At 36.9% G+C, this 14,590-nt stretch carries 11 protein-coding genes; 3 read left to right on the top strand and 8 right to left on the bottom strand.

Features of this window, described 5'->3' with window-relative positions; genetic code table 11:
* The first annotated feature begins 145 nt into the window (after nt 1-145).
* Genes ttrB through K7G93_RS04130 form a run of 3 tightly spaced genes read left to right on the top strand, consistent with a single transcriptional unit; the run spans nt 146 to nt 5,011 of the window.
* Nucleotides 146-883 (top strand): tetrathionate reductase subunit TtrB, encoded by a 738-nt coding sequence (ttrB, locus tag K7G93_RS04140; RefSeq protein ID WP_049214187.1) that lies wholly within the window; start codon nt 146-148, stop codon nt 881-883.
* Nucleotides 880-1,929, top strand: a complete 1,050-nt coding sequence (nrfD, locus tag K7G93_RS04135; protein WP_191134722.1) for an NrfD/PsrC family molybdoenzyme membrane anchor subunit — start codon at nt 880-882, stop codon at nt 1,927-1,929. Before ttrB ends, nrfD begins: the two co-directional genes overlap by 4 nt.
* Nucleotides 1,922-5,011: a tetrathionate reductase subunit A gene (locus K7G93_RS04130; RefSeq protein WP_226690551.1), complete on the top strand. Its 3,090-nt coding sequence runs from the start codon at nt 1,922-1,924 to the stop codon at nt 5,009-5,011. Before nrfD ends, K7G93_RS04130 begins: the two co-directional genes overlap by 8 nt.
* Nucleotides 5,012-5,241: 230 nt before the next feature.
* Here K7G93_RS04130 and yfaE read toward each other — a convergent pair whose 3' ends face one another.
* The 8 genes from yfaE to dacB all read right to left on the bottom strand — a co-directional run bounded on the left by yfaE (nt 5,242) and on the right by dacB (nt 14,438).
* Complete coding sequence (gene yfaE, locus K7G93_RS04125; protein WP_160530882.1) at nt 5,242-5,490, bottom strand: class I ribonucleotide reductase maintenance protein YfaE; 249 nt, start codon at nt 5,488-5,490, stop codon at nt 5,242-5,244.
* Nucleotides 5,487-6,059 (bottom strand): RBBP9/YdeN family alpha/beta hydrolase, encoded by a 573-nt coding sequence (locus tag K7G93_RS04120; protein ID WP_049214192.1) that lies wholly within the window; start codon nt 6,057-6,059, stop codon nt 5,487-5,489. Before K7G93_RS04120 ends, yfaE begins: the two co-directional genes overlap by 4 nt.
* Before the next feature lie 70 nt (nt 6,060-6,129).
* Nucleotides 6,130-7,260, bottom strand: a complete 1,131-nt coding sequence (nrdB, locus tag K7G93_RS04115) for a class Ia ribonucleoside-diphosphate reductase subunit beta (RefSeq protein WP_049214194.1) — start codon at nt 7,258-7,260, stop codon at nt 6,130-6,132.
* 280 nt (nt 7,261-7,540) lie between these two features.
* Complete coding sequence (locus tag K7G93_RS04110) at nt 7,541-7,633, bottom strand: methionine/alanine import family NSS transporter small subunit (RefSeq protein ID WP_049214196.1); 93 nt, start codon at nt 7,631-7,633, stop codon at nt 7,541-7,543.
* Complete coding sequence (locus K7G93_RS04105) at nt 7,633-9,141, bottom strand: sodium-dependent transporter (RefSeq protein ID WP_226690552.1); 1,509 nt, start codon at nt 9,139-9,141, stop codon at nt 7,633-7,635. Before K7G93_RS04105 ends, K7G93_RS04110 begins: the two co-directional genes overlap by 1 nt.
* 320 nt (nt 9,142-9,461) lie before the next feature.
* Nucleotides 9,462-11,732 (bottom strand): class 1a ribonucleoside-diphosphate reductase subunit alpha, encoded by a 2,271-nt coding sequence (gene nrdA, locus K7G93_RS04100; protein WP_115322623.1) that lies wholly within the window; start codon nt 11,730-11,732, stop codon nt 9,462-9,464.
* Nucleotides 11,733-12,184: 452 nt separating this feature from the next.
* A complete protein-coding gene (locus K7G93_RS04095) occupies nt 12,185-12,973 on the bottom strand; it encodes an MOSC domain-containing protein (RefSeq protein WP_226690553.1) in 789 nt (262 codons plus the stop codon).
* Nucleotide 12,974: 1 nt separating this feature from the next.
* A complete protein-coding gene (gene dacB, locus K7G93_RS04090) occupies nt 12,975-14,438 on the bottom strand; it encodes a serine-type D-Ala-D-Ala carboxypeptidase (RefSeq protein WP_226690554.1) in 1,464 nt (487 codons plus the stop codon).
* Between the last annotated feature and the right edge of the window lie 152 nt (nt 14,439-14,590).

Here is a 14,590-nt window from a genome sequence, read left to right as displayed (position 1 = left end):
TCTTCCTTTTTCTTGATTGAAATCAAATTCACTCACTTTTTATGTGGAAAACCACAATAGTTTTTTTATTGACCTTCCTTAACAATACGCTAAAAAAAGTCATAACTCAATTGGGTTAATGATAATAACTAAAAGGAACGCCACTATGAAAATGAGTAAGCGAGTTTTTCTTAAAAATTTATCTGTGTTAAGTGTGGGGCAGGCGTTTATTCCTTTTAGTCAAGCAGAAAGTCAGTTTCAACCTGCTAGACGTGAAGGAGATGAAACGCATCGTTATGCGATGTTGGTAGATTTACGTCGTTGTATCGGTTGTCAATCTTGTACAGTGAGTTGTGGGATTGAAAATGCAACACCAATTGGTGAATTTAGAACTACTGTTCGTCAGTATGAAGTCACTGATGAAAATCAAGTTGTTAATAATGTATTGCTACCACGACTGTGTAATCACTGTGACAATCCCCCTTGTGTGCCCGTTTGTCCAGTACAGGCGACTTATCAGCGTAAAGACGGTATTGTTGTAGTGAATAATGAACGTTGTATCGGTTGTGCTTATTGTGTTCAGGCTTGTCCTTATGATGCTCGTTTTATTAATGAAGAAACTAAGACTGCTGATAAATGTACTTTTTGTGCGCATCGTCTTGAAGTCGGGTTACTCCCTGCTTGTGTAGAAAGTTGTGTAGGAGGCGCCCGTGTGATTGGTGATTTAAAAGATCCAACTAGTACAATTAGCAAAATGGTCGCAGCACATAAAAGTGAATTAAAAGTTTTAAAACCAGACTCAGGCACAATTCCGCATGTCTTTTATTTAGGCTTAGATGAGGCATTTGTTAATCAAGTACAAGGTCAGCCAATGTTATGGCAAGGTAAGGAGGCAAATTTATGATCATTCGTGAAATCCTCGTTGAACCACAAGCAATAGCTTGGTTACCTTGGGCAGTGAGTTACTTCTTCTTCATTGGTTTATCTTTTTCTAGTGTGCTTGTTGGATGGTTAATCTATCGAGTGGAGAAAAACCAATATTATGAGTTTATTGCTATTACGATTGCACTCAGCTGTGCGATTGTTGCACCTATTGCATTAACAGCAGATCTCCATCAGCCCAGCCGCATTATAAATTTTTATCTGAATTTGACACCTTGGTCGTGGATGGCATGGGGGGCGATTTTTTTACCTTTATTTACGCTAGCTATCGTGGGGTATTTTGGCTGTTTGTTACGCCAAGTGATTCCACAACAAAAATTGCCTAAATTTTGTCATATTCTTTATTGGGGAAATTTCAACTTGGCAATGTGGACGAAGATCTTCCGATTATTTTCGTTGCTATTGGCATGTTTGATTTTAGTGTATACCACAATGGAAGTATTTGTTGTTGAAGCAAGACCATTATGGCATCACTATGGGTTAATGCCATTGATTTTATTTAGTGCATTCCCAACGGCATTATTGCTTTGTCGCTTTTTTATTGCGTGTTTTACTCAGCAAGCGATGCCAACTTACTTTTCTCATCTTATTTTGATGAGTTTGATTATTTTTATAGGGACTTTAGGCGGTCTGTATGCTTCGTCAGAGCAGACCGCATTCCAATTAACACAACTTTGGCAGTTTAGCCCATTACCAATGTTAGCAATTATTTGTGTAGCTGCATTATCTATTCTGATTTATTTACCTCATTCATTATTACTGGATTGTATTCGCTTATTAATTGCATTGTGTTTTACTTGGTTAGTACGCTGGATTGTATTGATCCAAGTACAAAGTGTGGCGAAATATAATGCGTTAATGAATCCTTATCATCTTACTTGGCATATTGATGGGGCGATTGGTATTTTATCTGTATTTAGTTTATGGCTTTTTGTTGGCATCTTGTTATGGCAATTATTAAGTTCAGCTTTATCTCAAATGGATTTTACAGGGGGAAAATATGAATAACCAACGACGTAATCTATTAAAAGGTGGATTAGCATTGGGTACGGCAACAGCTTTTGTAGCAGGTTATTCACCTAAAGTGAAAGAAATGGCGGTAGGGTTGATTAACGGTACCTCTGGCGAACATACAGCAGATAAAATTCATGGCAATGCGTTATTACCAGAATATCAAGTTCAACATGGTCAATTGGTAGCGAATGGGAAACAAGTTGTATGTAATACTCAATGTATGGGGTGCTGGACATTATGTGGTTTACGTACACGAGTCGATTTAGAAAAAAATCAAGTATTACGTATTAATGGCAATCCATATCATCCTTTATCTGCAGATCAACATCTCGATTTTAACCAACCTATTCAGCAAGCAGAACTCAGCGTAGCAGGAGAAAATGGATTAGATAATCGATCCACTGCTTGTGCAAGGGGTGCAGCCTTTCTAGAGGGAATTAATAGTCCTTATCGTATTACTCAGCCACTGAAAAGAGTAGGAAAACGGGGTGAGGGTAAATGGAAAACAATCAGCTTTGAACAATTAGTAGACGAAGTCGTTAATGGTGGAGATTTATTTGGCGAAGGTCATGTTGATGGTTTAAAAGCAATTCGTGATTTGAAAACACTTGTTGATACTGATAATCCAGATTTCGGGGCAAAAGTTAATCAGTTAATGGTTACTTTTGCGGGTCCTGAGGGTCGCCAACCATTATTGAAACGTTTTGCGAATAATAGTTTTGGTACGATTAATTTTGCTTCACACGGTTCGTTTTGTGGTCTATCTTACCGAGCTGGTTCTGGGGCATTTATGAATGATTTGGCGAATAATTCACATGCCAAGCCTGATTGGGATCATGCAGAATTCATTTTATTTATGGGAACCTCACCAGCTCAAGCTGGAAACCCATTTAAACGTCAAGCACGGCAATTAGCAAAACAACGTACAGAGGACCATTTTGATTATGTTGTTGTCGCACCTCGTTTGGAGTTAACTAACAGTCGTGCAGTGAAACAAAATCGTTGGGTCCCTATTATTCCAGGTACCGATTTGTCCTTATCTTTAGGTATGTTACGTTGGATTATTGAAAATGAACGTTATAACGCAGCCTATTTAGCAATACCAAGCGAAGAAGCAATGCAAAAAGTAAATGCAGTGAGTTTTTGTAATGCAACGCATTTATTTATTGCTGATCCAACACATAAACGTTATGGACAGGCTATTCGCTTACAAGATCTTGTTGACATGCCAGCGCCTGAAAACCCCGTTGATGGTGAAATTATCGTCAAAGATGAGCAAACAGGAACATTTATTGCGGCTAAGGATTGTGAAAGTGCGGTCATTTTTGTAGAAGATTTGCTCACATTCAAAGATGGCTCACAAGTATTAGCGAAATCAGCGATGCAACTGTTTAAAGAGTCTTGTTTTGAACATAGTATTGAAGCTTATTCTGCTCATTGTGGCGTGCCTACTGATACCATCATTAATTTGGCTAAAGAGTTTACCTCACATGGTCATCGTGCGACAGCCATTACACATGGTGGAACTATGCATGGGACAGGATTCTATACTGCTTGGGCAATCTTATTACTGAATGCAATGGTCGGTAATATGAACAAGAAAGGCGGTATGAGTATGGCTGGTGGTAAGTTTAAAGACTTCGGTGGTGGACCACGCTATGACTTAGCTAATTTCCCAGAGATGGTCAAACCCAAAGGGACTAACTTAGCCCGTAGTAAAAAAGCTTATGAGAAATCGAGCGAATTTAAACGTAAAGTCGAACAAGGAATATCTCCTTACCCTGCAAAAGCCTCTTGGTATCCTTTTGTTGGCGGGCAAATGTCTGAAATGATAACTTCTGCGCTACAAGGTTATCCTTATTCCCTTAAAGCTTGGATTAGTCATATGAGCAACCCTATTTATGGTATGACTGGGATTCATCATGTGACCGAAACAAAATTACGCGATCCAAACGTGTTACCTTTGTTTATTGCTGTTGATGCTTTTATGAATGAAACAACAGCATTAGCCGATTATATTGTACCAGATACACATAATTTCGAGAGTTGGGGATTTAGTACACCATGGGCAGGTGTACCAACAAAAACCAGTACTGCACGTTGGCCAGTTATTCAGTCACAAAATGCAAAAACAGCAGAGGGTGATGTTGTATGTATGGAGAGTTTTATTATTGCGATTGCAAAAGCCATGCATTTACCTGGTTTTGGTGATAATGCGATTATGGATAAACAAAAAAATAGCTACCCGTTGAATTGTAGTGAAGACTATTTTTTACGCGCGGCAGCCAATATTGCCTATGATGGAAAAACACCTGTGAATGATGCGACTGAAGAGGACTTATTGTTAACAGGAGTGCAGCGTTTAATACCTAAATTACAACAAACCTTGAAAGCAGAAGAAGTTTTGAAAGTTGCTAATGTGTATTGTAAAGGTGGGCGTTTTGCAGCGTATCAGAGTGCATGGCAAGAGGATAATATGCAAGCACGTTGGAAAAATTGTTTGCAAATTTGGAATGAAACTGTTGCTAAAGCGAAGCATGCACAAACAGGGAAGCATTATCATGGTTGTCCAAAATATTTTGAACCTCAGTTTGCGGATGGCTCTACTTTGGAAAGCCACTATCCTACAAAAGAATGGCCATTTAAATTGATTTCTTTTAAATCAAACTTAATGAGTAGTATTACGGCCCCCTTATTGCGTTTACATAGTATTAAGCCTGATGGTATTGTCGCAATGAACCAGCAAGATGCCACAGAACAAGGACTACAGCACGGTGATTTAGTTGTTTTGATGACGCCAGGTGGTAAACAAAATGTTCAACTTGTTGTGATGGATGGTGTGATAAAAGGGACGATTGCAATTGAACATGGTTATGGACATAAACAATTAGGTGCTACAGGCTATGTAGTTGATGGCAAAGCTATTGCGGGTCACCCACAAATTAAACGTGGTGTGAATATTAATGATTTAGGCTTGTTAGATAACACAAAAGAAATTGTTTCTCCATGGGTTGATTGGGTCTGTGGTTCGGCAGTAAGGCAGGGCATTCCAGCTAAATTACAAAAACTCATTTAAAAGATAACAATTTAAAGGAAAGGCAAGGTAAACAATTTTGATACTTTGCCTTTCTAGTTTTTGGTAGTGATTGAGATTGTAATGACAATAAAGCAACGGGGATTGCATAAGGAGATGGAAAGTAAGAGCTGAGAGAATGACTTTTTAGATCAGATTAGTGAATATCTTCGCTATGTTTACAGTTGATAAAGTGCGGTCAGTTTTTACTGTTTATGACAAAATCGAGTTATCTACATCTCAATTTCTAAGTCTTCTTCAACATGACAGCAACAGAGCAAGATTTCGTTAGATTGAATAAAGGCAAGTGGCGGTTCTTTATAGGATACTTTTCCTTTTCTGATTTTAACGCGACAAGAGCCACAATAACCAGAACGGCATTGGTATTCATGAAAAATCCCGTTGTTTTCTAAATGAGAAAGCAAAGAGAGCTGGTTATTGTATTCAAGAGTAATTTGACTGTGGATTAGATGAATTTTCATTCGTTATTAAAATATGTTTGAATTTGTTGTAACACGAGGGGGAACTCTTTCCAACCTTCGCGATCAAGGAAATGTCCACCTTGCTGTAAACGTATATAGTTTGCTTGTAGTGATGTGGCTAATGTATCAGTATATTGATGGGGGACAATATGATCATCATATGCAGCAATAGCACAAGGTGTTCTATTAAATAATTGCTTTATGCTCAATCCACTTTTGACTAAAAGCTCTTGATAAATGTCTATGAAGGGGGTGAGTTCAGCTAGGTGTGGTATAGTCTGGTTAAAGCCAGACACAAAAATACCGCTTAATATTGGTTGCTGTCGACTCAGAAGTAAGTTGAGAGTAGCAATACAACCCAAACTATGTCCAACGACTAGGGTTTGTTCTGTTAATTGTAGATGTTGTTTGAGATAATCAAGCCATTCTGTAGGATTTGGTTGCATAGAATCAGGCATATTAAGGCAATAACAAGCGATATCAGTTTGCTGAAGTTGTTGTGCTAAGTAAGGGAACCAATGCGCATTCGCTGAAGCTGTATACCCATGAACAACATAAACTTGTTTCATTTTTTATTTTCCAATAAATAAAGACCGCACAGTTTTTTGTTAGAAAAGTGCGGTCTATTTTTAGCTAATTTTATAGATCAAAATCACCAAAGTCTTTGGTATCAACTTTAGAGTCAATTTGACCAACAAGGTAAGAACTCACTTCAACTTCTTGTGGCGCAACTTGTACATTGTCTGATACTAACCATGCGTTGATCCATGGAATTGGGTTTGAGCGAGCTTGGAATGGCAATGGTAAGCCTACTGCTTGCATACGGATATTGGTGATATATTCAACATATTGTACCAAAATATCACGGTTAAGACCGATCATTGAACCATCTTTAAATAAATAGTCAGCCCATTCTTTTTCTTGTTCAGCAGCCGCAACAAATAAATCGTAAGCTTCTTGTTTACATTCTTCCACAATTTCAGCCATTTCTGGATCATCTTGACCTGATGCCATAATATTTAAAATATGTTGAGTACCTGTTAAATGTAATGCTTCATCACGTGCGATAAATTTAATGATTTTTGCATTACCTTCCATTAATTTACGCTCAGCAAAAGCAAATGAACAAGCAAATGACACATAGAAACGAATTGCTTCAAGTGCATTAACACTCATTAAGCATAGATAAAGTTGTTTTTTAAGATTGCGTAATGTAACGATACATTCCTGTCCATCAACAGTATACGTCCCTTCACCATAGAGTGTATAGAGCTGTGAATCACGGATTAAGTCATCGTAGTAAGATGAAATATCTTTAGCGCGTTTAATAATTTCTTCATTAGTCACAATATCATCAAAAATAACTGACGGATCATTGACAATATTGCGGATAATATGTGTATATGATCGAGAGTGAATAGTTTCAGAGAATGTCCAAGTTTCAATCCAAGTTTCAAGTTCAGGAATGGAAACTAATGGCAATAATGCAACGTTTGGACTACGACCTTGAATCGAATCTAAAAGAGTTTGATATTTTAAGTTACTGATGAAAATATGCTTTTCATGATCTGGTAAGGCTTGATAGTCAATGCGATCTTGTGAGACATCGACTTCTTCAGGACGCCAAAAGAAAGAAAGTTGTTTTTCGATCAGTTTCTCAAAAGTCTCGTATTTTTGTTGGTCATAACGAGCAACATTCACGTTCTGACCAAAAAACATTGGCTCTTTTAATTGATCGTTCTTGTTTTGTGAAAAAGTGGTGTAGGCCATTTTGTTTTCTCCATAGTAAAAGTAGCTAAAAATTTGCCGCACTTTTGATGAAATTAATAGACGATGGCTATTTTACCCAAGTCATAAAATTTAAGCTAGAGAAATGACAATATTTCTCATTTGTTTATAGATAATGCGATATTATATTTTTTATAATATATTGTTTTATAAGCTAAAATGTTTTTCAGTATGTAGAAATGATTGGGCAGGATTGCGATAGAATTACATTTAGAAAAAATCAGCACCATTGCTGGTGCTGATTAAAATATAGTCGTCTATTTTATTCTTTTGGTAATCGAGAGACAGAGATGATTAAGCCGCCCCAGATGATAGCCAATGCGACTAACATCATGATAATTGCACTAGTGCTCATTATTTATCTCCTTTTGTTGAATCAGTTAAATATTTCCAAGGTAAGCGTGATAGTAAGAAAGCGATTACCCCTAAACCAATTGCCATTCCCCAGCCAAATGTGTTTACAAACCAATCTGGATAACCACCATAACCTTCTGTAGCAACTTTATTGATCTCAGTAAATAGCATATAAACAAGCACAGTTGATGTGACGGTACCAATTAATACACGCCATACTACCCCGACTTTGAATGAGGAAGTTTCATTAATGTGGGCAGCTAAACCTGACAAAGACTCATTGATTAAGATGGCATAAATCACCATGAGACCTACGGCAACGATACCGAAACTATTGACGAATTTATCTAATACATCTAATACAGGTAAGCCTGTCGTTGTACCAAATAATAAGATTGAAACAAATGCCATTGGTGTACAGACTGCAGCTGTAGCAATAGAGCGACGCAATCTTAATTTATCTTGTACTGCAGAAATAATCACTTCTAAGATCGACATTAAGGAAGTAATACCCGCGAATAATAATGAACCAAAGAATAATACTCCGATAACCGCGCCGAACGGTGCTTGGTCAATAATAGCAGGAAATGCAATGAATGCTAGACCAATACCCGATGTTGCTACCTCACTTACTTCTTTACCACCTGCTGTTGCCATAAAACCGAGTGCAGCGAATACTCCAATACCTGCGAGTAATTCAAAGCTACTATTGGCGAAGCCAACCACTAAGCCCGAACCTGTTAAATCACTTTGTTTTTTCAAATAAGAAGAGTAAGTGATCATGATTCCGAAACAGATAGATAATGAGAAGAAAATTTGCCCATAAGCGGCAACCCAAACAGTTGGCTCTAATAGTTTAGACCAGTCAGGTGTGAATAACGCATCTAAGCCTTTAGTTGCACCAGGTAAGAACAGTGCGGTGATAACTAAAATGACAAACATGATCGTTAATAATGGCATAAAGAATGCAGCGGATTTGCCGATTCCTTTTTGTACACCTAATGCTAAAATTGCTAAAATGAAAAGCCATACAGCGACTAATGGTCCAGTGATACTGCTTACGAAATCAAAACTGATGGAAACGCCTTCTGCCATTTGTAAATAGTCTTTAAAGAAGAAGCTAGCAGGATCTGCACCCCAAGCACTATTTAACGAGAAGAAAGTATAAGATGCAGCCCAGCCAAGAATAACGGCATAGTAAATACCGATGATCACATTGATCATAACTTGCCACCAACCAAAGGTTTCAAAATTTTTATTTAGCTTACGAAAAGCAAGTGGGGGAGATGCTCGATATTTATGACCGATCGCATAATCAAGAAATAAAAGTGGAATACCTGCAGTTAATAATGCGACTAAGTAAGGGATGATAAAAGCACCACCACCATTTTCATATGTTACATAAGGAAAACGCCAGATATTTCCTAGCCCAACGGCAGAACCGATTGCCGCAAAAATAAATGCTTTACGTCCAGAGAACGTTTCGCGACTTTGAGATGATGTTGTCATAATCACAACCTTTGTTTTTGTTAGTTTTGGTTAAAAAAATGTTAGGATTTAGAAATATAATGAAATATTGCCTTGAGTCAATAGGAATAAATGCTTTATTTTGGTGAATAAATTATATTTTACAGGATTTATATTCTGTATTTTAATTTATTTTTAGCTTTAAATATTAAGAAAAATAATTTAACAAATTTAACAACTGTGTTTATACATGCTTAAGAGAGGAAAAAACTAGCAAAACTCGTTTAAAAAAGGATAAAAAAAGTGCGATCTTTTCATTAAAAAGACCGCACTTTCAGTAAGTTAGATTATTTTATAATCAATTAGATTTTACACGCACCGCCTGAGCAGCCATCATCAATGTCTTCTTGACCATCGTCTGCGCCATCACGTGTGTTTTGATAATAAAGTGTTTTTAAGCCATATTTATAAGCAGTTAACAAATCACCCAATAAGCGTTTCATTGGTACTTTACCATCTTCAAAACGTTGTGGATCATAGTTAGTATTGGCAGAAATAGCTTGGTCAACGAATTTCTGCATGATACCGACTAAATGTAAATAACCATCATTATTTGGTAAATCCCACAGTAATTCATAGTTTTCTCCCAAAGTTTCGTATTCAGGTACAACTTGTTTAAGGATACCATCTTTTGATGCTTTCACACTGACATGGCCTCGTGGTGGCTCAATACCATTCGTAGCATTAGAAATTTGTGATGACGTTTCAGATGGCATTAATGCAGTTAATGTTGAGTTACGTAAACCAAATTCTTGGATATCTTTACGTAAGGTTTCCCAGTCATAATGGAGTGGTTCTTTCGTTAAGCTATCGATGTCTTTTTTATAAGTATCAATTGGTAAAATGCCTTGTGCATAAGTTGTCTCATTAAAGTACTCACAAGCACCAAGTTCTTTAGCTAAATTCATTGAGGCTTTTAATAAGTAATATTGAATCGCTTCGAAAGTACGATGAGTTAAATCATTAGCGCTACCATCAGAGTAACGTACACCATTTTTTGCTAAATAATAAGCATAGTTAATCACGCCAATACCTAATGAGCGGCGAGCAAGTGAGCTTTTTTTCGCAGCAATAACAGGGTAGTCTTGGTAGTCAAGTAGCGCATCTAATGCTCTTACAGCAAGATCTGATAGTTCTTCTAATTCATCTAAGTTTTCCAGTTTACCTAAATTGAAAGCAGATAATGTGCATAACGCAATTTCACCATTTTCATCGTGTAAATGCTGTAATGGTTTAGTTGGCAATGCAATTTCTAAACATAAGTTAGATTGGCGTACTGGCGCGACGGTCGGATCAAATGGAGAATGGGTATTACAGTGATCGACATTTTGAATATAAATTCGTCCTGTTGAAGCGCGCTCTTGCATAAGCAATGAGAATAATTCAACAGCTTTGACTGAACGTTTACGAATACTTGGATCTTGCTCATATTGTAAATAAAGCTGTTCAAATTTGTTTTGATCCGCAAAGAACGCTTCATATAGTCCTGGTACATCTGATGGGCTAAAGAGCGTAATATCACCGCCTTTAATTAAGCGTTGATACATCAGTTTATTTAACTGCACACCATAATCCATATGACGCACACGATTATCTTCTACGCCACGATTGTTTTTTAATACTAATAAACTTTCCACTTCTAAGTGCCAGATTGGATAGTAAACTGTTGCCGCACCACCACGGACTCCACCCTGTGAGCAGGATTTTACTGCGGTTTGGAAATATTTGTAGAACGGAATACAACCTGTATGGAAGGCCTCACCACCACGAATCGAGCTACCTAAGGCACGAATTGCACCCGCATTGACACCAATACCTGCACGTTGCGAAACATATTTGACAATTGCTGAAGCTGTTGCATTAATAGAGTCAAGGCTATCGCCACATTCAATTAGGACACAAGAGCTGAATTGACGCGTTGGTGTGCGAACCCCAGCCATGATTGGTGTAGGTAAAGAAATTTTAAAAGTTGAAGTTGCATCATAAAAACGGCGAATATAGTCTAAACGAGTCTCTTGTGGATATTTAGAGAATAAGCTAGCAGCGACTAATAAATAGAGAAATTGTGCAGACTCGTAAATTTCACCTGTGACACGGTTTTGGACTAAATATTTACCTTCAAGTTGTTTGACGGCAGCATAAGAGAACGTCATATCACGCCAGTGATCAAGATAACTATCCATTTCATCCCATTCTTCACGCGTATAATCCACCAGTAGAGCGGGATCATATTTGCCCATGCGTACTAATTTTTTAACATGATCGTAAAGACGAGGTGGATCGAAATGACCATAAGCTTTTTTACGTAAATGAAAAACAGCCAAACGGGCAGCTAAATATTGATAATCTGGACTTTCTTTACTAATTAAGTCAGCAGCAGCTTTGATGATCGTTTCATGAATATCAGAAGTACGGATCCCTTCATAAAATTGAATATGTGAGCGTAGTTCTACTTGAGAAACGGAAACATTATCCAATCCCTCAGCGGCCCAAGTAATAACACGGTGGATTTTATCAAGATCGATCGGTTCAAGATGCCCGTCACGTTTAGTGACTTTCAATGCTTTATTCATATTGCTGACCTATTTCTAGAATTGTGAAAACACAAGATATAGTTATATATTGGAAAATTGGATACAAGATAATGTGCTTATAACTAAAATTCAAGCAGTAAATTTTTTACTTGAATTATTGACATAGAATAACTTATTTATAAATAAGTAAAATTTTTATTGGTCAGAAAAATTGAATTATTAAAATTTGTGCACTAGATCAAATTTTATTTTTGATAGCGTTTTCAATATAAAAAGTGCGGTCAATTTTGACAAAACTTCGTATTAAACTCCATTATTTGAACATCTAAGCTGAGCTTATTTAGGCATTTTTATATTTATTGATTACTAGCCAACGTTATAAATTGAGTATTAGTTCATTTCTACATCTTTTTATGTCATAAACAATTAAAGGAGAGAACTTTAAATCGTTATTCTGTTTATGACGGGGGAATTACCCCCTGTCATTGTATTTACTCAATAATTTCAATCTTATCATGAAGACGAATAATACCCGTATTGAGTGGGATAAGATTAATGCCAAATAAGGGTTGACCATCTACATTAGTATTGATCTTTTTTAATGTACGAAAAGGTTCCATCTTCGCATCAACAGTATTTTTATCAGGATCGCGCGCTGTCAAAATACATCGAGTACAAGACTTAACATTTAAAAAGACGACATTACCAATTTTGAGTTGTTTCCACTCTTGCTCTATAAAAGGATGTTCGCCATCAATCACAATATTTGGACGAAATTGCAGCATTTTGATCTGAGAAGGACATTGTGTTTGAACCTCTGTCAGACTAGCTTGTGTGGTAAGCAAAATAGGATAGCCATCTGCAAAAGAAACAGGGGAATCTGGTTGACGTTTAGTGTATCGTTGTGATTGTTCTCCGATCCAACGTAGTTGGACCTGCCGTCCGATTTTTTCACTAAACCACTGATTAATGTATGCTTCTGCAACCCAAGATAGAAAATGATTTCCCCACACCTCTGATTCAGACTGTTGTTGAAAGTGACGATAATACACCGTCAGCATATCGCCGTCTTTATGTTGGATTTGTAGCCCCAGAGGAATCGGAAACGTAAAAAGGTGGTATAGTTCGGGATCTTTCCGCGCACTAAGAAATTTGCCATCTAGTTCAGTTAACATAAACTCACGATCAAAGTTTAACCCTTGTGGTTGGACGACAGCTTGAGAAACTTGATAAGCTTGTGTTGATTTTATTGGGTAGAGATAAAGCTGTGTAACTTGCATATTAATCCTGATAAATTGCGTTATAAATATGGCTTTCAAATTGTACTAATGGCGCACGTTTAGTTTTTTGTTCAAAATCCCCCGTAGAATAGCCATTAATAAATTGGACGAAAGCGATTTTTTTTCCCTGTTTATTAGTCATAAAACCAGCTAGATTATAAACACCTTTTAATGCACCTGTTTTAGCACTGACGTTCTTAACTAATGGTTCGTTGATAAGTGATCCTCTCCCCATTAATGTGCCATCTACACCAGCAATGGGAAAAGTATCAAGTAAGTTTAATGTAGTTTCATTTTTAGCAATATATTCTAAAACTTGTAGTAATGTTTGCGCAGAGATCAAATTATGGCGTGATAAGCCAGAACCATCAGCAATAATAGCATTACCTAATTTAATACCTGCTTTACTCTGTAAAATGTGTCGCATCGCTTGGCTTGCTAATGGGAAAGAAGCAGGGCGTTTATAATAGTGATAAGCAGTGGTTCTAAATAGTGCATCTGCAATTTGATTATCTGATTTTTTCATCATTTTTTTGATTAAATCAGGTAGTGGTTTTGATAAATGTTGTGCAAGTAATTGTCCAGTTTGTTGTTGATAAGGTTGTTTTACTTTGCCATTAAATTCAATTCCTAAACGCGTTAAGTTTCGTTGGATAATTGCAGCCGCATAGGCATTTGGATCTTGAATCGCAAAGCTCAAACCAAAAGGCTTATTTTTTCGAGATAAGCATCCTTTTAGCTGGTAGCGATTATTGTCTAATACAACCGCATCCAATTGACAGTAACCAGCTTCTTTTGGGGTTGAAATATAGACTTGTCCAAAAACTTGCACAGGATATTGAGCGGGAATAATAATTTTTGCTTGTTCGCCTACAGGATGATTTGCGTCTAGTTCAACATAAAAACAGTTATTATCAATATTGACTGCGGCTGGTGGTGCATTAAAACACATCGTTAAGTCATTCCAAATCCAGCCCAAGCCACGATCGTGGCTAGTAAATACTGAAGTATCTAAAATTAAATCACCTTTGATTTTATTAATTTTTTGTTTTTTTAACTGGGCGAGTAACTGATATAGTTGACCACTTGTGAGATCAGGATCACCAGTAAAACGAATAATTAAGTCACCTCTTAGCTCATGATTTTGTACTTTCCCATTTGTCAATAAGCTAGTCTCAAATTGAAACTGATCACCTAATGCTAATTTCGCAGTTAATGCGGTCAGTATTTTTTGTGTACTCGCTGGGAGCATAAAGGTTGTTGAATTATGATCAATAATCATTTGATCGCTTTCTACATTTTTAGCAATGAAAGCAAAACTCGTCCCCTCTGGTAAATGTGTGGAGATTTCTGTCATATCGATATTGGCTGAGAGAGGATAACTAAAAAATAGCACTAATGTGAAAAGAGCACTTTTTAGTGCGTTTGGAAAAAGTGCGGTTAAAAAAGAGGATACTTTGTACATAATTAGTCCGAATAGTTGCTATTTTTTCCTAGAAGAACAATAATAGTATTTGAATCTTCGAGAGTAAATCAATCCTTTCTCGTAATTAATTATTTTAACCAATCCACAGCATAGTGAATAACCATGTTGCGGTTTGTTTTTATCTTAAAGGA

Source organism: Pasteurella canis (genome assembly GCF_020810675.1).
Classification (GTDB): domain Bacteria; phylum Pseudomonadota; class Gammaproteobacteria; order Enterobacterales; family Pasteurellaceae; genus Pasteurella; species Pasteurella canis.
This window is presented reverse-complemented; position numbering and strand designations above follow the sequence as displayed.

Coding starts and splice junctions, on each gene's coding strand:
- ttrB (WP_049214187.1), top strand. CDS start 146: ATGAAAATGAGTAAGCGAGTTTTTCTTAAAAATTTATCTGTGTTAAGT.
- nrfD (WP_191134722.1), top strand. CDS start 880: ATGATCATTCGTGAAATCCTCGTTGAACCACAAGCAATAGCTTGGTTA.
- K7G93_RS04130 (WP_226690551.1), top strand. CDS start 1,922: ATGAATAACCAACGACGTAATCTATTAAAAGGTGGATTAGCATTGGGT.
- yfaE (WP_160530882.1), bottom strand. CDS start 5,490: ATGAAAATTCATCTAATCCACAGTCAAATTACTCTTGAATACAATAAC.
- K7G93_RS04120 (WP_049214192.1), bottom strand. CDS start 6,059: ATGAAACAAGTTTATGTTGTTCATGGGTATACAGCTTCAGCGAATGCG.
- nrdB (WP_049214194.1), bottom strand. CDS start 7,260: ATGGCCTACACCACTTTTTCACAAAACAAGAACGATCAATTAAAAGAG.
- K7G93_RS04110 (WP_049214196.1), bottom strand. CDS start 7,633: ATGAGCACTAGTGCAATTATCATGATGTTAGTCGCATTGGCTATCATC.
- K7G93_RS04105 (WP_226690552.1), bottom strand. CDS start 9,141: ATGACAACATCATCTCAAAGTCGCGAAACGTTCTCTGGACGTAAAGCA.
- nrdA (WP_115322623.1), bottom strand. CDS start 11,732: ATGAATAAAGCATTGAAAGTCACTAAACGTGACGGGCATCTTGAACCG.
- K7G93_RS04095 (WP_226690553.1), bottom strand. CDS start 12,973: ATGCAAGTTACACAGCTTTATCTCTACCCAATAAAATCAACACAAGCT.
- dacB (WP_226690554.1), bottom strand. CDS start 14,438: ATGTACAAAGTATCCTCTTTTTTAACCGCACTTTTTCCAAACGCACTA.